Origin of the sequence: Streptomyces sp. NPDC093089, assembly GCF_044754405.1 — a bacterium.
GTDB lineage: Bacteria > Actinomycetota > Actinomycetes > Streptomycetales > Streptomycetaceae > Streptomyces.
On sequence record NZ_JBIVPA010000005.1, the window covers coordinates 240,556 to 259,493 of the forward strand.

Annotated in this window: 23 protein-coding genes; 18 read left to right on the forward strand and 5 right to left on the reverse strand. The window is 73.9% G+C overall.

The features are described from left to right. Positions 1–13: 13 nt before the first annotated feature. Positions 14–652, forward strand: a complete 639-nt coding sequence (locus tag ACIQFX_RS13795) for a DUF2567 domain-containing protein (protein WP_402462122.1) — start codon at positions 14–16, stop codon at positions 650–652. A gap of 33 nt (positions 653–685) precedes the next feature. On the opposite strand, the gene ybaK is transcribed toward ACIQFX_RS13795, so the two are convergent. From ybaK to ACIQFX_RS13815, 4 genes are all read right to left on the reverse strand, one after another. Beyond that, positions 686–1,183 (reverse strand): Cys-tRNA(Pro) deacylase, encoded by a 498-nt coding sequence (gene ybaK, locus ACIQFX_RS13800; RefSeq protein WP_402462125.1) that lies wholly within the window; start codon positions 1,181–1,183, stop codon positions 686–688. A gap of 40 nt (positions 1,184–1,223) precedes the next feature. Beyond that, positions 1,224–1,961 (reverse strand): LON peptidase substrate-binding domain-containing protein, encoded by a 738-nt coding sequence (locus ACIQFX_RS13805; RefSeq protein ID WP_402462128.1) that lies wholly within the window; start codon positions 1,959–1,961, stop codon positions 1,224–1,226. Between the two features lie 11 nt (positions 1,962–1,972). Next, positions 1,973–3,052 (reverse strand): hypothetical protein, encoded by a 1,080-nt coding sequence (locus ACIQFX_RS13810; RefSeq protein WP_402462131.1) that lies wholly within the window; start codon positions 3,050–3,052, stop codon positions 1,973–1,975. A gap of 314 nt (positions 3,053–3,366) precedes the next feature. Next, entirely contained in the window at positions 3,367–4,983 is a 1,617-nt protein-coding gene (locus ACIQFX_RS13815; protein WP_402462134.1) for an oxidoreductase, read from the reverse strand. A gap of 225 nt (positions 4,984–5,208) precedes the next feature. Here ACIQFX_RS13815 and hisD point away from each other — a divergent pair, with 225 nt between their 5' ends. From hisD to ACIQFX_RS13865, 10 genes are all read left to right on the forward strand, one after another. Next, positions 5,209–6,552, forward strand: a complete 1,344-nt coding sequence (hisD, locus tag ACIQFX_RS13820) for a histidinol dehydrogenase (RefSeq protein ID WP_402462138.1) — start codon at positions 5,209–5,211, stop codon at positions 6,550–6,552. Then, positions 6,549–7,670 carry a histidinol-phosphate transaminase gene (locus ACIQFX_RS13825; protein WP_402462141.1) on the forward strand — a complete coding sequence of 374 codons (1,122 nt, stop codon included), beginning with the start codon at positions 6,549–6,551 and terminating at the stop codon, positions 7,668–7,670. Before hisD ends, ACIQFX_RS13825 begins: the two co-directional genes overlap by 4 nt. Then, entirely contained in the window at positions 7,667–8,260 is a 594-nt protein-coding gene (gene hisB, locus ACIQFX_RS13830; protein WP_017238764.1) for an imidazoleglycerol-phosphate dehydratase HisB, read from the forward strand. The genes ACIQFX_RS13825 and hisB overlap by 4 nt, the downstream gene beginning before the upstream one ends. Before the next feature lie 2 nt (positions 8,261–8,262). Further along, complete coding sequence (locus tag ACIQFX_RS13835; RefSeq protein WP_402462144.1) at positions 8,263–8,427, forward strand: hypothetical protein; 165 nt, start codon at positions 8,263–8,265, stop codon at positions 8,425–8,427. Then, positions 8,424–9,071: an imidazole glycerol phosphate synthase subunit HisH gene (hisH, locus tag ACIQFX_RS13840; protein ID WP_402462147.1), complete on the forward strand. Its 648-nt coding sequence runs from the start codon at positions 8,424–8,426 to the stop codon at positions 9,069–9,071. Before ACIQFX_RS13835 ends, hisH begins: the two co-directional genes overlap by 4 nt. Continuing rightward, positions 9,068–9,796: a bifunctional 1-(5-phosphoribosyl)-5-((5-phosphoribosylamino)methylideneamino)imidazole-4-carboxamide isomerase/phosphoribosylanthranilate isomerase PriA gene (gene priA / locus ACIQFX_RS13845; protein ID WP_017238761.1), complete on the forward strand. Its 729-nt coding sequence runs from the start codon at positions 9,068–9,070 to the stop codon at positions 9,794–9,796. The genes hisH and priA overlap by 4 nt, the downstream gene beginning before the upstream one ends. Further along, entirely contained in the window at positions 9,793–10,191 is a 399-nt protein-coding gene (locus ACIQFX_RS13850) for a RidA family protein (protein WP_402462151.1), read from the forward strand. The genes priA and ACIQFX_RS13850 overlap by 4 nt, the downstream gene beginning before the upstream one ends. Continuing rightward, positions 10,188–10,943 carry an imidazole glycerol phosphate synthase subunit HisF gene (gene hisF / locus ACIQFX_RS13855; protein WP_402462154.1) on the forward strand — a complete coding sequence of 252 codons (756 nt, stop codon included), beginning with the start codon at positions 10,188–10,190 and terminating at the stop codon, positions 10,941–10,943. Before ACIQFX_RS13850 ends, hisF begins: the two co-directional genes overlap by 4 nt. 118 nt (positions 10,944–11,061) lie before the next feature. Next, positions 11,062–11,649 (forward strand): ArsR/SmtB family transcription factor, encoded by a 588-nt coding sequence (locus ACIQFX_RS13860; protein WP_402462157.1) that lies wholly within the window; start codon positions 11,062–11,064, stop codon positions 11,647–11,649. A gap of 6 nt (positions 11,650–11,655) precedes the next feature. After that, positions 11,656–12,978, forward strand: coding sequence for an MFS transporter (locus ACIQFX_RS13865; RefSeq protein ID WP_402462160.1), 1,323 nt, complete (start codon positions 11,656–11,658; stop codon positions 12,976–12,978). A 42-nt stretch (positions 12,979–13,020) separates the two neighbouring features. Here ACIQFX_RS13865 and ACIQFX_RS13870 read toward each other — a convergent pair whose 3' ends face one another. Beyond that, a complete protein-coding gene (locus ACIQFX_RS13870; protein ID WP_402462163.1) occupies positions 13,021–13,656 on the reverse strand; it encodes a TIGR03085 family metal-binding protein in 636 nt (211 codons plus the stop codon). Between the two features lie 84 nt (positions 13,657–13,740). Between ACIQFX_RS13870 and hisI the strand changes: the two genes are divergently transcribed. The 7 genes from hisI (at position 13,741) to trpM (ending at position 18,693) form a co-directional block, all read left to right on the forward strand. After that, complete coding sequence (gene hisI / locus ACIQFX_RS13875; protein ID WP_033204624.1) at positions 13,741–14,091, forward strand: phosphoribosyl-AMP cyclohydrolase; 351 nt, start codon at positions 13,741–13,743, stop codon at positions 14,089–14,091. 11 nt (positions 14,092–14,102) lie between these two features. Further along, the gene (locus ACIQFX_RS13880; RefSeq protein WP_402462166.1) at positions 14,103–15,593 is read left to right on the forward strand and encodes an anthranilate synthase component I; all 1,491 of its coding nucleotides are present in this window, start codon (positions 14,103–14,105) and stop codon (positions 15,591–15,593) included. Between the two features lie 14 nt (positions 15,594–15,607). Then, complete coding sequence (locus ACIQFX_RS13885; RefSeq protein ID WP_402462169.1) at positions 15,608–16,258, forward strand: TIGR02234 family membrane protein; 651 nt, start codon at positions 15,608–15,610, stop codon at positions 16,256–16,258. Between the two features lie 136 nt (positions 16,259–16,394). After that, positions 16,395–16,649 (forward strand): HGxxPAAW family protein, encoded by a 255-nt coding sequence (locus tag ACIQFX_RS13890; RefSeq protein WP_402462172.1) that lies wholly within the window; start codon positions 16,395–16,397, stop codon positions 16,647–16,649. Between the two features lie 386 nt (positions 16,650–17,035). Continuing rightward, positions 17,036–17,446, forward strand: a complete 411-nt coding sequence (locus tag ACIQFX_RS13895) for a DUF2752 domain-containing protein (protein ID WP_402462175.1) — start codon at positions 17,036–17,038, stop codon at positions 17,444–17,446. 148 nt (positions 17,447–17,594) lie between these two features. Next, the gene (gene trpC / locus ACIQFX_RS13900) at positions 17,595–18,404 is read left to right on the forward strand and encodes an indole-3-glycerol phosphate synthase TrpC (protein ID WP_376481680.1); all 810 of its coding nucleotides are present in this window, start codon (positions 17,595–17,597) and stop codon (positions 18,402–18,404) included. A gap of 7 nt (positions 18,405–18,411) precedes the next feature. Then, positions 18,412–18,693, forward strand: a complete 282-nt coding sequence (trpM, locus tag ACIQFX_RS13905) for a tryptophan biosynthesis modulator TrpM (protein ID WP_402462180.1) — start codon at positions 18,412–18,414, stop codon at positions 18,691–18,693. Positions 18,694–18,938: the final 245 nt, after the last annotated feature.

Sequence of the window (18,938 nt, forward strand, 5' to 3'; positions counted from 1 at the left end):
GCACGATGGCGGGGTGACCGCACCCCTGACTCCGCCTCACCAGCCGCCGCACGACCCCGACTGGCCCCCGCAGCCCCCGCCGCACGACGGGCCGGCCGGCGACCCGATCACGGGCGCCGAGGTGCTGCAGGGCGTCGTGGTGACCCTCGTCTCGGCGGTCGCGGGCGCGGTGCTCGGAGTCCTGTGGCTGACCCTGGCCCCCCGCGTCCTGCTGATCTCGGACGGCAAGGGGGTCTACCTCCGCGAATCCGAGGGGGAGTCGGCGATCGGCGCGGACGGCACGTTCGTGCTCCTCGCCCTGGCGTTCGGTGCGGTCGCCGCGCTCGTGGTCTTCCTGCTGCGCCGCAAGGGCGGGGTCCCGCTGGTGCTCGGCCTGGCCCTGGGCGGCGTCCTCGGCTCGCTCATCGCCTGGGGCCTCGGCACGTCCTTCGGCCCGACGGACGACGTCGTCGGCCACGCCAAGGCGGTCGGCCCCAACGTCGTCTTCGAGGCGCCGCTCGAACTGAACATGGCCGCGGCCGCGATGCTGGCCTGGCCGCTCGCGGCGATGATCGTGCACCTCGGCCTCACGGCCGCGTTCGGCCCCCGCGACCCCGAGCCGGAGGCGTGGGACCAGCCGAAGCCGTACCGGCAGGGCCCGAGCGCCGACTGACGGCGCCGGCCCCGGGAAAGGCCGCGCCGGACGTCAGGCGCGGCCGATCGGGGCGACGACCGCCGAGGTGAGGGCCGCCAGGTCGGCGGGGGAGAGCTCCACCTCGAGGCCGCGGCGGCCCGCCGAGATGCAGACGGTCGCGTGGTCCGAGGCCGACGCGTCGAGGACGGTACGCAGACGCTTGCGCTGGCCCAGCGGGGAGATCCCGCCCCGGACGTACCCCGTGGTGCGCTCCGCCGCCGCCGGGTCCGCCATCGCCGCGCGCTTGCCGCCGACCGCCGAGGCCAGCGCCTTCAGGTCCAGTTGCCCCGCCACCGGGACCACCGCCACGGTCAGCTCGCCGTCCACGTCGGCCACCAGCGTCTTGAAGACCCGGTCGGGGGAGACCCCGAGGGCCTCCGCCGCCTCCTCGCCGTAGGAGGGGGAGGCGGGGTCGTGCTCGTACGCGTGCAGGGTGAAGGGGGTGCCGGCCGCGGTCAGCGCCACCGTCGCCGGGGTGCCCCCGCCGTTCTTCTTCTGCTTCTTCGCCACGCGCTCTTCCTCGGCTCGGTCCGTCCCGCTGGGGTCCGGCTCAGTTCGGGTACGTCGGGGCCTGCGTCAGGTCCACCGCCGGCAGCGACGGCAGATGACGGAGCACGGCCGTCTCCGCGCGCAGCAGGCTCAGCTCCTCGCGCAGCCGCGTCGCCGTGTCCGGGGCCTGGAGCAGCCGCTGCTTCGACGGGGTGTCGAGCACGGCCGCCGCCGCGACCAGGTACGACACCACCGACGGGTCGTCGGGCAGCTCACTCGTCGTCAGTGAGCGCTCCCGCGCCCCCGCGAGCCGCTTCTGATAGCTCCGGAAGGCCCGCAGTACGCCCTCGGCGAGGGTGCCGGCCTCCTCGCCGCGCTCCTCCGGGATCTCCTCGACCTCGGCGACCAGGAACGGCCCGCTCGCGTCGACCGAGAGCAGCTTCACCCGGGTCGTGCCGGTGGCCATCACCTCGAAGCTGCCGTTGGCGCGCTCGCGGATCGACGCCGCGTCGGCGATGCAGCCGACCCGGTGGAAGGACTGGATCGGGTCGGAGCCGAAGCCCGCGCCCGGGCCCTTCTCCGGCAGCGATGTCTGGTCCGGCATGCCCGGGGCGGTCGGCGCGACCTCGCGGCCGTCGCGGATCGCGACGACGGCGAACCGGCGCGGCTCCGACTCGTCGATCGTGAGCAGCTCGCGCATCATGGCGCGATAACGCTCCTCGAAGACGTTCAGCGGCAGCACGAGGCCCGGGAACAGCACCGCGTTGAGCGGGAAGAGAGGCAGGCGAGCGGTGGTCACAGCGGTCAAGCCTAATGGCCGCCGGGCCCGCCCCGTCCGGCCCGTCCGACTCCGGTGTCCCACAGGGGTGTCCGACGGGCCACCTCGGCCCGGACGAGGTCCCGCGCGGCCAGGAATTCGAGGAGGGGGTCCCCCCTGCCGGAGCGAAGCCGAGAGCCCGGGGGAGGATCCTCCGGTACGGAGCCCCGCGCGACCCTCCAGGGGCACGAGGTCGCGTACGGGCCGATCCGGCCGAACTCCGCCCACGCGTCCCGCCACCGCCCGCGCTCGACCAGTACGTACGCGAGCAGGTTGCGGACCTCGGCCGGCCACCGGTCGCCCGCGGGGAAGGCCGCCGACAGGGCCAGGGCGCGGTCCACGGCCCGGTCGATCCGCGCCGCGGGCACCGACCCGTCGTCCGCGGGCCCCACCCGCAGCAGGTCGTAGGTTGCGCGGACCGGCAGGGCCCGGACCAGCGAGCCCTCGGCGGCGTCGTCCGCGGCCTGCTCGGCGAAGTCGAAGGCGGCGCGGTGCGAGCCGTACCACTGCGCGGACAGGTACTTGAGCGCCGCGACGTGGCAGCCGTAGTGGTGGGGGGAGCGGCGCACGGCCTGTGCCCACAGCGACTCGAAGACCGTGTGCCCGGCGTGTGCCCCGCGCGCGTGGTCCAGGGCGAGGCGCCACGGCACCGGGTCCCGCGGGGCCTGCTCCGCGACCGCGCTGATCAGCGGGGCGAGCTCGCGCAGCCGCTCGGCCCGCGCCGGCGACTCCCAGGCCCTGCGGACGGCGAGCTGCGCCGTGACGAGGAGGGCGTCGGGGTCGCGGGGCGCGGAGGCGAGCCAGTGCGTCAGCCACTCGTCCCTGTTGTACGCGAAGGTGGCGAGCCGGGTGACGTACCGGTCGCGGTCCTCCCACTCGCCGCCGTCCCGGGTGGTGGCGAGCAGCTTCGCCGCCGGTTCCGGGTCGGCGAGGGCGGCGGCGACGAGGGCGGGGGCGAGCCGCTCGTCCGGGGCGTCGAGCAGCACGTCGTCGTCCGGCACCAACCCCGCGGCGAGCCGCGGTGCGTGCCGGGCCGAGCGGACGGCGCCGACCAGGGCGCGGAGCAAGGACATCGTGCGACGTATTTTCCCACCGCGCCGGGGTCCCGCGCGCCCGCCTGCCCAGCCCTTTCACCCTCATTCCACCGGGCCCACACCGCGGCCCAGAAGCCTCTCCACCAGCCCGCCCGGTCGGCCGCGCGCCGGGCCCGCCGGCTCGCCCGAGCGCACTCGGCCCACCGGCCCACCGGCCCACCGGCCCACCGGCCCACCGGTCCGTCCGGTCGACCGCGGCGCAACAGTCGCCCGCCTGCCCGCCTGCCCGCCTGCCCGCCTGCCCGCCTGCCCGCCTGCCCGTCCGCCCGGTCCGGCCGGTCCGGCCCGGTCGGTCAGCCGCGGCGCAGCAGTCGGGTGGCGCCCGCCGCCACCGTCGTGGCCAGGATCCAGCCGAGGAGGATGAGCGCCGCCGCCGCCCACTGCCAGAGGCCCTCCAGGCGCCAGTAGCCGTCCTGGCCGAGGTTGATCACAGGGAGCAGGAGGTCCAGGGCGTACAGCGGGCCGTTCCACTCGGGTGCCTCGGCGCCCTTCAGGGCGATCGGGCGGTAGTGGGAGAAGGCGGCCGTGCCCGCCGCCCAGAGCACCGCCATCCACAGGGCCGCGCGGCCCGGCCGGTAGCCGTACGCCACCGTCCAGTCCTGGACGTACCCCCACAGCTTTCCGGCGACGGGGAGGGTCTCGCGTCTTCGCCGCTGCTTGGCGAGCAGCACCTCGCGGGCGTCGGCGTCCTCCCCGCTGTTGCGCAGGACCGTCGCGAGCCGCTCGTACGGCTCGGGGGCGTACTCCGGGGTCGCCGCCGCGACCCACTCCAGGCGCCGGGCCAGTGGGAACGGCCCGTACGGCACGAGGTTCTCGTAGGCGAAGCCGCCCATCGCGAGCCCGCCGGGGCCCGGCCAGCTGGTCGACAGGTCGATCAGCGTGACGACCTTGGCGCCGTTCAGCACGACCCGGCCCTCCTCCGGCCGCTCGCCGTTGAACCGGAGCTCCGGGGTGACGATCCGGCGGAGCGACACCTCCTCCCGGCGCGCGCCGTTCAGCACGAAGCGGGCGTGGTGCAGATCCACGGCGTCACCGAACCGGCCGTCGTCGAGCCGCACCCCGCCGTGGCACTCCACCGGCTTGCGCCGGGCGCCCTGGGCGGGCGTCACCCCGTACGGCGGGGTGGCCGTGGAGTAGGTGGAGGCGTAGCTCCCCGAGTCGTCGTACACCCACGCCGCGTTCAGGTAGAGCGAGCGCTCCACGGTCAGCTGCGGTGCGTTCAGGGCGCGGCGGCCCTGCGCCCCGCGCAGCACGCTGCCGCGCAGGCTGAGCGACACGCCGACCTTCGCCCCGCGCAGGCTCAGCTCGCCGTGCGTCTCGATCAGCTCCGCCTGGACGTCCTGCGCCACCACCATGCCGTCCGCGGTGATCGCCCGGCCCCGCCGGTCCGGCCACACCTGGATCTGGTTGATCAGCAGGTCCGTGCCGATCTGGGCGTCCGTCAGCCGTATGCCGTGGCGCACCCGGCAGCGCGGCAGGTGGAGGTCGCCCTCCGTGTGCAGCCGCGCCGCCTCCAGGCGCGGCAGCGAGCACTCCACCATCCGCAGCGTCCCGAAGCGCGCCTCGGGCAGCACCACCTCGCCGTCGAAGCGGCAGCCGTGCAGCTCCACGTACGGCCCTATCGTCCCGCCCGCCAGATTCAGCACGCCGGTGATCCGCACGCCGCGCAGCTTCAGCGCGGCGACCCGCCCGGACCGGGCCGGCGGCCCGGCGAGCAGCAGCAGCGCCACCACGTCGGCGCGGACGCTCCGCTCCTCACCCCACTCCCACTCCCGCTCCCTGAACGGGTCGTCCCGCTCCGCGATCCCCTCCGTGAGATCGCACGTCCTGCCGATCCGGAACGCCCGCCACACGGCCCGCTCCGGTCCCGTGAGGCCGTCCGGCATCTCGTCCTCGTGCGGCTCGGTCACTGCCGCCCCCTCGCTTTCCACGATCCGCTCCCACGACTCCGCCGACTCCGGCCGGCGTCCTTCGTGGATTCGTACAGCCGTTCTTCCCGCTGTGTGACGGGCTGAACGCTAACGGTCAGGTGTGGCGACAAGACGCCACTGTGGCGCGTATCAGTCAGTGATTGGCATGTATCAGCTGTTGATACGGCCGACCGGCGTCGATGGGCCGTCTGCGAGAATTGACCCGTGATCTCTCGAATCGATCTGCGCGGTGAGACCCTGCCCGAGGGTTCCGCCCTGCGCGACCTGCTGCCCCGTGCCGAGTTCGACGTGGAAGCCGCCCTGGAGAAGGTGCGGCCGATCTGCGAGGACGTCCGGCATCATGGCGCGGCAGCGGTGATCGACTACGGGGAGAAATTCGACGGCGTCCGCGTCCCGTCCCTCCGCGTCCCCGCCGACGCGATCACCCGCGCCCTCGACGAGCTCGACCCGGCCGTCCGCGCCGCCCTCGAGGAGTCCATCCGGCGCGCCCGGCTCGTCCACCGCGAGCAGCGCCGCACCACCCACACCACCCAGGTCGTCGCCGGCGGCACGGTCACCGAGAAGTGGATCCCGGTCGAGCGCGTCGGCCTGTACGTGCCGGGCGGCCGCTCCGTCTACCCGTCCTCCGTCGTGATGAACGTCGTCCCGGCGCAGGAGGCCGGCGTCGAGGGCGTCGCCATCGCCTCCCCGCCGCAGAAGGAGTTCGGCGGCCTGCCGCACCCGACGATCCTGGCCGCCTGCGCCCTGCTCGGCGTCGACGAGGTCTACGCCGCCGGCGGCGCCCAGGCCGTCGCCATGTTCGCCTACGGCACCGAGGGAACCGCCGACGAGCCCGGCTGCGCCCCCGTCAACCTGGTCACCGGCCCCGGCAACATCTACGTGGCCGCCGCCAAGCGCCTCCTCAAGGGCCGCATCGGCATCGACGCCGAGGCCGGCCCGACGGAGATCGCGATCCTCGCGGACTCCACCGCCGACCCCGTCCACGTCGCCGCCGACCTCATCAGCCAGGCCGAGCACGACCCGATGGCCGCCTCCGTCCTCGTCACCGACTCGGACGAGCTGGCCTCCGCCACCGAGGCCGAACTGAAGACCCAGGTCGCCGCCTCCAAGCACGTCGACGACCGGATCGTCCCGGCCCTCGCCGGCCGCCAGTCCGCGATCGTCCTCGTCCGCGACCTCGCCGACGGCCTCAAGGTCGTCGACGCGTACGGCGCCGAGCACCTGGAGATCCAGACCGCCGACGCCGCCGCCGTCGCCGACCGGGTCCGCAACGCGGGCGCGATCTTCGTCGGCCCCTGGGCGCCGGTCTCGCTCGGCGACTACTGCGCCGGCTCCAACCACGTCCTGCCCACCGGCGGCTGCGCCTGCCACTCCTCGGGCCTCTCCGTGCAGTCCTTCCTGCGCGGCGTGCACATCGTGGACTACACGCGCGACGCGCTCGCCGACGTCGCCCACCACGTGGTGACCCTCGCCGAGGCCGAGGACCTGCCGGCCCACGGCGCCGCGATCAAGGCACGGTTCGGATGGAAGGTCCCCGAGGGCAAGTGAGCGAGAACGACAGCATCCGGATCGACGACCTGCCGGTCCGCGGCGAACTCAGGGGCAAGTCCCCGTACGGTGCGCCCCAGCTCGACGTCCCCGTCCAGCTGAACACCAACGAGAACCCCTACCCGCTGCCCGAGCCGCTGGTGGCCCGGATCGCGGAGCGGGTCGCCGAGGCCGCCCGCGGCCTCAACCGCTACCCCGACCGGGACGCGGTCGAGCTGCGCACCGAGCTCGCCCGCTACCTCACCCGCACCGGGAACCACCCGGTCGCGCTGGAGAACGTGTGGGCGGCCAACGGCTCCAACGAGGTCCTCCAGCAGCTGCTGCAGACCTTCGGCGGCCCCGGCCGTACCGCGATCGGCTTCGAGCCCTCGTACTCGATGCACGCCCTGATCGCCCGCGGCACCGGCACCGGCTGGATCTCCGGCCCGCGCGACGACGACTTCACCATCGACGTGGCGGCGGCCGAGAAGGCGATCGCCGAGCACCGGCCCGACGTCGTCTTCATCACCTCGCCCAACAACCCCACGGGCACCGCGGTCGACGCCGCCACCGTCCTCGCCCTGTACGAGGCGGCCCAGGCGGCCAAGCCCTCGATGGTCGTCGTGGACGAGGCGTACGTGGAGTTCAGCCACCGGGAGTCGCTGCTGCCGCTCCTGGCGGGCCGCCCCCACCTGGTGGTCTCCCGGACCATGTCCAAGGCGTTCGGCGCCGCCGGACTGCGCCTCGGCTACCTCGCCGCCCACCCGGCCGTGGTCGACGCCGTCCAGCTGGTCCGCCTCCCGTACCACCTCTCGGCCGTCACCCAGGCCACCGCGCTCGCCGCCCTGGAGCACACCGACACCCTCCTCGGGTACGTCGAGCAGCTCAAGGCCGAGCGCGACCGGCTCGTCACCGAGCTCCGGGCGATCGGCTGCGAGGTCACCGAGTCCGACGCCAACTTCGTGCAGTTCGGGAAGTTCCCCGACACGCACGCGGCCTGGCAGCGGATCCTCGACCGGGGCGTCCTGGTCCGGGACAACGGCGTACCGGGATGGCTGCGGGTCACCGCCGGCACCCCCGAAGAGAACGACGCGTTCCTCGACGCGGTCCGTGAATTGATGAAGGAGCAGGAGCGATGAGCCGCGTAGGCCGCGTTGAGCGCACCACCAAGGAGACCTCCGTCGTCGTCGAGATCGACCTCGACGGCACCGGGAAGGTCGACGTGTCGACCGGGGTCGGCTTCTACGACCACATGCTCGACCAGCTCGGCCGGCACGGTCTGTTCGACCTGACCGTGAAGACCGACGGCGACCTCCACATCGACTCGCACCACACCATCGAGGACACCGCCCTCGCCCTCGGCGCCGCCTTCAAGCAGGCGCTCGGCGACAAGGTCGGCATCTACCGCTTCGGCAACTGCACCGTCCCGCTGGACGAGTCGCTCGCCCAGGTGACCGTCGACCTCTCCGGCCGCCCTTACCTCGTGCACACCGAGCCCGAGAACATGGCGCCGATGATCGGTTCGTACGACACGACGATGACCCGCCACATCTTCGAGTCCTTCGTCGCCCAGGCCCAGATCGCGCTGCACATCCACGTGCCGTACGGCCGCAACGCCCACCACATCGTGGAGTGCCAGTTCAAGGCCCTGGCCCGCGCGCTCCGCTACGCTGCCGAGCGCGACCCGCGCGCCGCCGGAATCCTCCCCTCCACGAAGGGCGCGCTCTAGTCGTGAACAGCCTCTCCACCATCCTCATCGTCGTCGGGCTCTTCCTGCTCGGCGGCATCTACTCCTTCGTCAAGCAGCAGATGCCCAAGGGCGTCATCGTGCTCGTCGCCCTCGCTGCCGCGATGTGCCTCGGCGCCGGCGTGCTGCGGCTGGACGTGTGGGCATGAGCGCCGCGTCCCCGAAGAAGGTCGTCGTCTTCGACTACGGCTTCGGCAACGTCCGCTCGGCCGAGCGCGCGCTCGCCCGGGTCGGCGCGGACGTCGAGATCACCCGCGACTACGACAAGGCGATGAACGCCGACGGGCTCCTCGTTCCCGGCGTCGGCGCCTTCTCCGCCTGCATGACGGGCCTCAGGGAGGCCCGCGGCGACTGGATCGTCGGCCGCAGGCTCTCCGGCGGCCGCCCCGTCATGGGCATCTGCGTCGGCATGCAGATCCTCTTCGCCCAGGGCATCGAGCACGGCGTGGAGAGCGAGGGCCTCGACGAGTGGCCCGGTACGGTCGAGCCGTTGAACGCCCCCGTCGTCCCCCACATGGGCTGGAACACGGTCGACGCGCCCGCCGACAGCGAGCTGTTCGCCGGCCTCGACGCCGACGCCCGGTACTACTTCGTGCACTCCTACGCGGTGCGCGAGTGGACCCTGGAGGTCGGCAACAAGAACATCCGCGCCCCCAAGGTCAGCTGGGCCACCCACGGCGAGCCCTTCGTCGCGGCGGTGGAGAACGGCGCCCTGTGGGCGACCCAGTTCCACCCCGAGAAGTCCGGCGACGCCGGAGCCCAGCTCCTCACCAACTGGATCGGAACCCTGTGAGCACTCTCGAACTCCTCCCCGCCGTCGACGTCCGCGACGGCCAGGCCGTCCGGCTCGTCCACGGCGAGTCCGGCAGCGAGACCTCCTACGGCTCTCCGCTGGAGGCCGCCCTGGCCTGGCAGCGGGCCGGCGCCGAGTGGCTCCACCTGGTCGACCTGGACGCCGCCTTCGGCACCGGCGACAACCGCGACCTGGTCCGCCAGGTCACCGAGGCCATGGACATCAAGGTCGAGCTGTCCGGCGGCATCCGCGACGACGCCTCGCTCGCCGCCGCCCTGGCCACCGGCTGCACCCGCGTCAACCTCGGCACCGCCGCCCTGGAGACCCCCGAGTGGGTCGCCAAGGTCATCGCCGAGTTCGGCGACAAGATCGCCGTCGGCCTCGACGTGCGGGGCACCACCCTGCGCGGCCGCGGCTGGACCCGCGACGGCGGAGACCTGTACGAGACGCTGGCCCGCCTGGACTCCGAGGGCTGCGCGCGGTACGTCGTCACCGACATCGCCAAGGACGGCACGCTCCAGGGCCCCAACCTGGAGCTCCTGAAGAACGTCTGCGCGGCCACCGACAAGCCCGTCGTCGCCTCCGGCGGCGTCTCCTCCCTGGACGACCTGCGGGCCCTGTCCGGTCTCGTCCCGCTCGGCGTCGAGGGCGCGATCGTCGGCAAGGCGCTGTACGCCAAGGCCTTCACGCTCGAAGAGGCCATCGCGGCGGTGGCCGCCGTATGACCGATTCCGTACGCAAGGTCGTCACCGGCGCTCCCTGGGAGGAGCAGTTCGGCTACTCGCGCGCGGTGGAGCTGCCGAACGGTCTTGTCCTGGTCTCCGGCTGCACGTCGGTGGTCGACGGCCAGGTCGCCGACGGCGGCCCGTACGACCAGGCGGTCAACTCCTTCAACGTGGCCCTCGGGGCGCTGAAGCAGCTGGACCTGGGCGCGGAGCACGTCGTCCGGACCCGGATGTACCTCACGCACGCCCGGGACGTGGAGGAGGTCGGCCGCGCCCACAAGGAGCTGTTCGACGCCGTCCGCCCCGCCGCGTCGATGATCATCGTGTCCGGCTTCGTCGACCCCCGCCTGGTCGTCGAGGTCGAGGTCGAGGCCTTCAGGAGTGATGCCGCATGAGTCTCGCCGTACGCGTGATCCCCTGCCTGGACGTGGACAACGGCCGGGTCGTCAAGGGCGTCAACTTCCAGAACCTGCGGGACGCGGGCGACCCCGTCGAGATGGCCAAGCTGTACGACGCCGAGGGCGCCGACGAGCTGACCTTCCTGGACATCACCGCCTCCTCCGGCAACCGGGAGACCACCTACGACGTGGTGCGCCGCACCGCCGAGCAGGTCTTCATCCCGCTCACGGTCGGCGGCGGCGTCCGCTCGGCCGAGGACGTCGACAAGCTGCTGCGGGCGGGTGCCGACAAGGTGGGCGTCAACACCGCCGCCATCGAGCGGCCCGAGCTGATCCGCGAGATCGCGGAGCGCTTCGGCCGCCAGGTGCTCGTCCTGTCCGTGGACGCGCGCCGCACCGCCTCGGGCTCCTTCGAGGTGACGACGCACGGCGGCCGCAAGGGCACCGGCCTCGACGCCGTCGAGTGGGCGCACCGGGCCGCCGAGCTGGGTGCGGGCGAGATCCTGCTCAACTCGATGGACGCGGACGGCACGAAGGACGGCTACGACACCGAGATGATCGCGGCGGTGCGCCGGCACGTCACGGTGCCGGTGATCGCGTCCGGCGGCGCCGGAAAGCTCTCCGACTTCGCGCCGGCCGTGGCGTCGGGGGCGGACGCGGTGCTCGCGGCCTCCGTCTTCCACTTCGGTGATCTGCGGATCTCGCAGGTCAAGGAAGTGCTGCGGGAGGCGGGCCACCCGGTCCGCTGACCGGAGGTTCCGCTTCTGTGAAGGGCCCCCGCGGGGGCCCTTCTTCTTCGCCAAATGCGCAGGATTATTTGTGCAAATCTTGTTGCGCAACTTTTCCTTCGTATCTACGGTCGTGGACATGACCTCGCAGGAGAACCGCCGCATCGACGACCTCGGCACCCTGAAGGCCATCGCGCACCCCCTGCGCATGCGCCTCTACCGGGCCCTGTTCGTGGCCCGCACGGCCACCGCGTCCCAGCTCGCCGAGCAGGTCGACGAGGCCGTCTCCCTCGTCAGCTACCACCTGCGCAAGCTCGCCGAGCACGGCCTCATCGAGGAGGCCGAGGCCCAGTCCGCCGACGGCCGCGAACGCTGGTGGCAGCCCAGCTCGTACGGACTGTCCATCCGCGACGAGGACGTCCGGGGGAACCCCGAGATGGCCGCCGCGAGCGACGCCGTCGGCCGCACCATCAACGACCAGCGCACGGCGCTCCACCGCCGCTTCATCGACGAGCGGCTCACCTGGTCCGACGAGTGGCGCTCGGCCGCGATCAGCTCCGAGTGGCTGCCCCGCCTCACCGCCGCCGAACTCGCCGCCCTGGGCGAGGAACTCGACGCGCTCCTCAAGAAGTACGACCAGCGGGCCCGCGCAGCCGAGGACGCCGGCGACACCGAAGGCCGCGAGAACGTCGCCGTCCACCTGCACGGCTTCCCCTACCGGGGCTGAGGGACGATGACCACGACCACGACCACGACCACCGCCGCCGCCCGCCCCGCCCACCGCAGCCCCCAGGTCCTGCGCTGGCTCGGCGCCTACACGGCCTCCACCCTCGGCGACAGCGTCTACCACCTCGCCCTCGCCTGGACGGCCGTCAGCAACGGCACCCCCGCCCAGGCCGGACTCGTCATGGCCGTCTCCGCCGTGCCCCGCGCCCTGCTCCTGCTCGTCGGGGGAGCGATCGCCGACCGCCTCGGCCCCCGACGGGTCGTCATCGCCTCCGACACCGTCCGCGCCCTGGTCGTCCTCGGCCTCGCCGCGACCCTCTTCCTCGCCACGCCCGGCCTCTGGGCGCTCGCCGCCGTCGCCCTCGTCTTCGGCGTCGTCGACGCCCTCTTCCTCCCCGCCGTCGGCGCCCTGCCGCCCCGCATCGCCGAGCACGACCAGCTCGCCCGCGTCCAGGGCATGCGCGGCCTCGCCCACCGGCTCGGCGCCGTCCTCGGCGCCCCGCTCGGCGGGCTCGCCGTCGCCCTCGGCGGCACCGCCACAGCCTTCGGCATCGCGGGCACCCTCTTCGCCCTGTCGCTGCCCCTGCTCGGCGCGCTCAGGCTCCGCCCGCTGCCGCACGAGGACCGGGCGTCCGACGGCACCGCCCTGAGCGACCTCGCCGCCGGCCTGCGCTACCTCCGCGGCCACCGGACGCTCGGCCCGCTGATGATCGTCGTCCTCCTCGCCGACCTCGGCTTCGTCGGCCCCCTCAACGTCGGCCTCGCAGTCCTGTCCGACCAGCGCGGCTGGGACGCCACCGGCATCGGCTGGGTCCTCGCCGGCTTCGGCGTCGGCGCCGCCGGCGCCTCCCTGCTGCTGACCGTCAAGGGCCGCATCCCCCGCGCCGGCACCGTCATGGGCTGGACCATGGTGCTCGGAGCCGTCTCGATCGGCGCCCTCGCCCACGTTCCCCAGCTGGCCCTCGCCGGCCTCGTCGCGGTCTCCATCGGCCTGCTCGCCGGACTCTCCGGAGCCCTGTGCAACGCCCTCGTCCAGACCGAGTGCGACCCCGCCTACCTCGGCCGGGTGAGCGCCGTCTCCAGCCTCGGCAGCCTCGGCATCGCCCCGCTGAGCTTCCCGGTCACCGGCGCGGCCGTCGGCCTCTGGGGCCCCGGCCCGGTCTTCGTCGTCAGCGCGGCGGTCTGCGCCCTGTCCGGCGCGTACGCCCTCCTGGTCCCGGCCCTCCGCGGCGCCGAACTGCCGAAGCAGCCCGGCCCGCCGGAGCAACCCCGCCCCGCCGAAGCGGCGCCGAACTGCCGAGGTGGCTCCGCCCCGCCGAAGCAGGGCTGAACCGCCGAAGCGGCTCGGCCCCGCCGAAGCGGCCCGCTCGGATCAGATCCCCAGCTGCTTCGTCTCCCGCAGCCGCTCGATCGCCTCCGGCTCGCCCTCCAGGGCCACCTTCGCCGAGTCCTGGCGCCCGTACAGGTACATCACCAGCTCGCCCGGCTCCCCGGAGGCCGTCACCACCGGGGTGCCGCGGTGGGCCACGGCCGTCTGGCCGTTCGGACGGCGCAGCACCAGACCCACCGGGGCCTTGCGGCCGAGCAGCCGGGCCATCCGCTCAAGACGGGACCAGAGGGCGTCCGCGAAGACCGGGTCCAGCTCGCGCGCCGACCAGTCGGGCTGCGCACGGCGCACGTCCTCCGCGTGCACGTAGAACTCGACGACGTTCGCCCCCTCGTCCACCTGCTTGATGGTGAACGGCGAGAACCGCGGCGGTCCCGTGCGGATGAGCTGGATCAGCTCCTCGTACGGCTTGTCGGCGAACTCCGCCTGCACCCGCTCCTGCCGCTCCCGCAGCGCCGGCACGAGGGAACCGGCCGCCGCGTCGGGCCGCCGCTCGCGCACCACCACATGGGCGGCGAGGTCCCGGGTCCGCCAGCCCTCGCAGAGCGTCGGGGCGTCCGGGCCCGCCGCCTCCAACAGATCGGCGAGCAGAAGCCGTTCACGTTTCGCATGGGTCGACATGCCCGCCAGCGTACGGCCGGGACGACCGGTCCGCCCAGTGGACGCCCGGCCGGACACCGTCCCGGACCACGGCACAATGACGCCATGAGCAGCAATCTCGACCCGGCCGTCTCCGCCCGGCTCAAGCGCAGCCCCGACGGGCTCGTCCCCGCCATCGCCCAGCAGTACGACACCGGCGAGGTGCTGATGCTCGGCTGGATGGACGACGAGGCCCTGCACCGCACCCTCACCACCGGCCGCGCCACCTACTGGTCCCGCAGCCGCCAGGAGTACTGGGTCAAGGGCGACACCTCCGGCCACGTCCAGCACGTCAAGGCCGTCGCCCTCGACTGCGACGCCGACACCGTCCTCGTCAAGGTCGACCAGGTCGGGGCCGCCTGCCACACCGGCACCCGCACCTGCTTCGACACCGACGTGCTCCCCGTATCCCAGTAAGGTCTGGCGCCATGGATCTCGAGACGTTCCGCAAGCTGGCGGCCGACCGCCGCGTCATCCCCGTCAGCCGCAGGCTCCTCGCGGACGGCGACACCCCGGTCGGGCTCTACCGCAAGCTCGCCGCCGAACGGCCCGGCACCTTCCTCCTCGAATCCGCGGAGAACGGCCGCTCCTGGTCCCGCTACTCCTTCATCGGAGTGCGCAGCGACGCCACCCTGACGGTGCGGGACGGCGAGGCCCACTGGCTCGGCACCCCGCCCGTCGGCGTCCCCACGGACGGCGACCCCCTCGACGCCCTGCGCGCCACCGTCGAAGCCCTCCACACCCCCCGGGACCTCTCCACCGGGATGCCCCCGTTCACCGGCGGCATGGTCGGCTACCTCGGCTACGACATCGTCCGCCGCCTGGAGCGGATCGGCGACTCCACCCGCGACGACCTGGAGCTCCCCGAGCTCACCATGCTCCTCACCAGCGACCTCGCGGTCCTCGACCACTGGGACGGCTCGGTCCTGCTGATCGCCAACGCGATCAACCACAACGACCTGGAGACCGGCGTCGACGAGGCGTACGCGCACGCCGTCGCCCGCCTCGACGCCATGGAGGCCGACCTCGCCCGCCCGGTCGCCACCGCCCCCACCGCCCTCCCCGCCTCCGAACTCCCCGAGTTCTCCGCGCTCTGGGGCGGCCCCGCCTACCAGGACGCCGTCGAGGACATCAAGGAGCGCATCCGGGCCGGCGAGGCCTTCCAGGTCGTGCCCTCGCAGCGCTTCGAGACCCCCTGCACCGCCTCCGCGCTCGACGTCTACCGGGTCCTGCGGGCCACCAACCCCTCCCCGTACATGTACCTCTTCCGCTTCGAGAACGGCTTCGACGTCGTCGGATCCAGCCCCGAGGCCCTCGTCAAGGTCGAGGACGGGCAGGCGATGGTCCACCCCATCGCCGGTACCCGGCACCGCGGCGCCACCCCGCAGGAGGACCACGACCTCGCCGAGGAGCTGCTCGCCGACCCCAAGGAACGCGCGGAGCACCTCATGCTCGTCGACCTCGGCCGCAACGACCTCGGCCGGGTCTGCGCGCCCGGCTCCGTCGAGGTCGTCGACTTCATGTCGATCGAGCGCTACTCGCACGTCATGCACATCGTCTCCACCGTGACCGGCAAGGTCGCCGAAGGACGGACCGCCTTCGACGTCCTCACCGCCTGCTTCCCCGCCGGCACGCTCTCCGGAGCCCCCAAGCCCCGCGCGATGCAGATCATCGAGGAGCTCGAACCCTCCCGGCGCGGCCTGTACGGCGGATGTGTCGGTTATCTCGATTTCGCCGGCGACGCCGACACCGCCATCGCCATCCGCACCGCCCTGCTCCGCGACGGCACCGCGTACGTGCAGGCCGGCGCGGGTGTCGTCGCCGACTCCGACCCCGTCGCCGAGGACAACGAGTGCCGGAACAAGGCCGCGGCCGTCCTCCGCGCCGTCCACACCGCCAACCGGATGAACGACAACTGAGCACGTAGGGGATAGTGGGGTACGTGAGTGCCGTACCCGTACCCCAGCCCCGGGCCGCCCGCGCGGCCGTCCCCACCGGCGGCCGCCGCAGCCTGGCCGCGGCCCTCCTCCTCGGCGCCCTCGGCGCCACCGTCGTCCTGCTCTCCGCCGGCCAGATCTGGGCCGAGGGCACCGCGTCCGTCGGCGGCGGCAGCGTCCCCGTCGAAGCCGACGGCAGCGCCGTCACCGGCGTGCCGACCGCCCTCGCGATCGTCGGCCTCGCCGCCCTCTTCGCCGTCTTCGCCGTCCGCCGCACCGGCCGCACCCTCGTCGCCGGGCTCCTCGCGCTCAGCGGCGCCGGCGCCGCGCTCGCCGCGGTCCTCGGCGCCTCCGACAGCACCGCCCTCGACGCCGAGGCCGCCCGCATCAGCGGCGACACCGCCGCCGCCGTGGCCGGCCTCACCCACACCGCCTGGCCGTACGTGACCGCCGCCGGCGCCGCCCTCATCCTGCTCGCCGGCCTCTTCGCCCTGCGCTTCGGCAAGAGCTGGCCCGCGATGGGCGGCCGCTACGAACGGTCCGGAACCCCGCGCGCCGGACGCAAGGCACCCACCACCGACCCCGACCGGCCCGAGGACCTGTGGAAGGCCCTCGACCGCGGCGAGGACCCCACGCACGGCGGCTGACCGGAGGGCCGACCGCGACGCGTGATCGTCCCGGCACCCCCGATTCATCCTCGTGCGCCCCCGTGCGGGACAATGAACGCCGAGTGTCCGCGCACGCGAGACCTCACCATCGAGCAACTGCAACGAGGAGCAACTCATGGCGGGCAGCGCCCACGGACACACCCCGGCCGCCTGGACCGGTGTCATCATCTCCTTCATCGGCTTCTGCATCGCCGGCGTCTTCATGGTGGCCGCCAACCTGCCCGGTTTCTGGGCCGGTGTGGGCGTCATCTTCCTCGGCGGCATCGTCGGCGGCGCGATGAAGGCCGCCGGCCTCGGCATGCCGAAGGAGTCGGCGGCCGTCGCCGCCGCCCGCGAGGCCGCCACCACGACCGCGCTGGCCCGTTCCTGACGCGACACGACGCACCCGAGGGCGCAGTCCGGCCGTGCCGGGCTGCGCCCTCGCGCGTCAGGGGCGAGAATCACCGGGTGGACACGCACCCGACGGCCGGAGCCGCGACCGACGCTTCCCCCACCCGACCGGGTGAATCCACCCCACCGGGAACCCCCACCCCACCCGCCCCGACACCGACCGCCGCCGAGGGGCACGGGGGTCCGGGTGACGCCGTACCCGCGGGGCCCGGCGGCCGGCCGGCTGACGGCGCAGCCGCGTGGTCGGGGGGTTCCGACGGCGCCGTACCGACGTGGCCCGGAGGGCAGGGGGATGCCGCCGTGCCCGCGTGGTCCGGAGCGCCGGGGGGTGCCGTACCCGCGTGGTCGGGAGGGCCGGGGGGTGCCGTGCCGCGGCCTCGGCCGCTCGTGCGGCGGCTGCTCGCGCCGGTCGGGACGCTCGCCGGGGTCGCCGCCGCGTTCGCGTACGTCGGAGCCGTCGACCCCAACGAACCCGGGCACTACCCCGTCTGCCCGCTGCTCCGCTTCACCGGTCTGTACTGCCCCGGGTGCGGCGGACTCCGCAGCGCCCACGCCTTCGTCACCGGCGACCTGCCCGCCGCGCTCGGCGCGAACGCCCTGGCCGTCGTCGGCTACGGGCTCTTCGCCGTCGTCATGGCCGTCTGGCTGATTCGTGCCACCCGCGCGGTGCCGATGCGCCTCGCGATCTCCCCGGTCTGGGGGTGGGGGATCGGCGCCGTCCTCGCCCTCTTCACCCTGGTCCGGAACCTTCCCTTCGGCTCCGCACTGGCCCCCTGAGGCCCTTCAGCGGCACTCGGGGACCCCGACGGGAGTCCCAGCAGGTGGGACGCCGCTCCGGCCGATGCGAGTCCGGAGCCGTCCTGCGGATAGGATCGAAGTGGCTGAACCTGTTTCCTCATCACCGTCCCGGAAGGGGGCCCCTCGCGTGAGTGTGCTCGACGAGATCATCGAAGGCGTGCGCGCCGACCTCGCAGAGCGACAGGCGCGGGTCACCCTCGACGAGCTCAAGGAGCGCGCCGCCAAGGCGCCGCAGGCCAAGGACGGCGTCGCCGCACTGCGCGGCGACGGCGTCAAGGTGATCTGCGAGGTCAAGCGCTCCAGCCCGTCCAAGGGCGCACTCGCCGCGATCGCCGATCCGGCCGGTCTCGCCGCGGACTACGAGGCGGGCGGCGCCGCCGTCATCTCCGTCCTCACCGAGCAGCGCCGCTTCGGCGGCTCCCTCGCCGACCTGGAGGCCGTCCGCGCCCGGGTCGACATCCCGGTCCTGCGCAAGGACTTCATCGTCACCGCGTACCAGCTCTGGGAGGCCCGGGCGTACGGAGCGGATCTCGCGCTCCTCATCGTCGCCGCCCTGGAGCAGGAGGCGCTGGTCTCCCTCATCGAGCGTGCCGAGTCCATCGGGCTGACCCCGCTGGTCGAGGTCCACGACGAGGAGGAGGTCGAGCGCGCCGTCGACGCGGGCGCCCGGATCATCGGCGTCAACGCGCGCAACCTCAAGACCCTCCAGGTCGACCGCTCCACCTTCGAGCGCGTCGCCCCCGAGATCCCGGCGCACATCGTCAAGGTCGCCGAGTCCGGCGTCCGCGGCCCGCACGACCTCATCGCCTACGCCAACGCCGGCGCCGACGCGGTCCTCGTCGGAGAGTCCCTCGTCACCGGCCGCGACCCGAAGGCCGCCGTCGCCGACCTGGTCGCCGCCGGCGCCCACCCGGCCCTCCGCCACGGCCGGAGCTGACCCCGCCATGACCCCCGTCCGCGCCACGCCGACCGCCCTGGGCACCGCCCCGGGCGGTGCGGTCGTGCCCGCGGACGCCTCGGGCCGCCGCGGCCGGCTCCGTACCGCCGCGGCCCCCGTCTCCAAGCACGCCCCGCTGGCCAGGGGCTGCCGCCCGCGCGGCTGTCGCGCGCCCGCCCGCCGTGTCCACGGCCGCCGGGTCCGCTACGTCATCGGCTCCGAGCCGGGCCAGGTCAACGGGATGCGATGGCGCCCGCGCGCCCCGCGCACCTTCACACACGACGCCTGACCGACCCGTCGTCGTCCCTGACCGCACCCTCGCCTCGTGCGGGCCGCGCCTGTGCTTCGGGCGGGTTGCGCCTGCTGCCACCCCCCCGTGTGGGCAATCGTCCCGCTGGGGGCGTGGGGGTCCCCCCAGACTCCGTCCTGGGGGACCCCTCCCACGCCTCTGGCGGACGATTGCCCACAACGGGCTGTGGGCGCCCGCAACGGGCGGCGGCGCCCGCAAGGGGTGGCGCCCGCGACGGGTCGGGC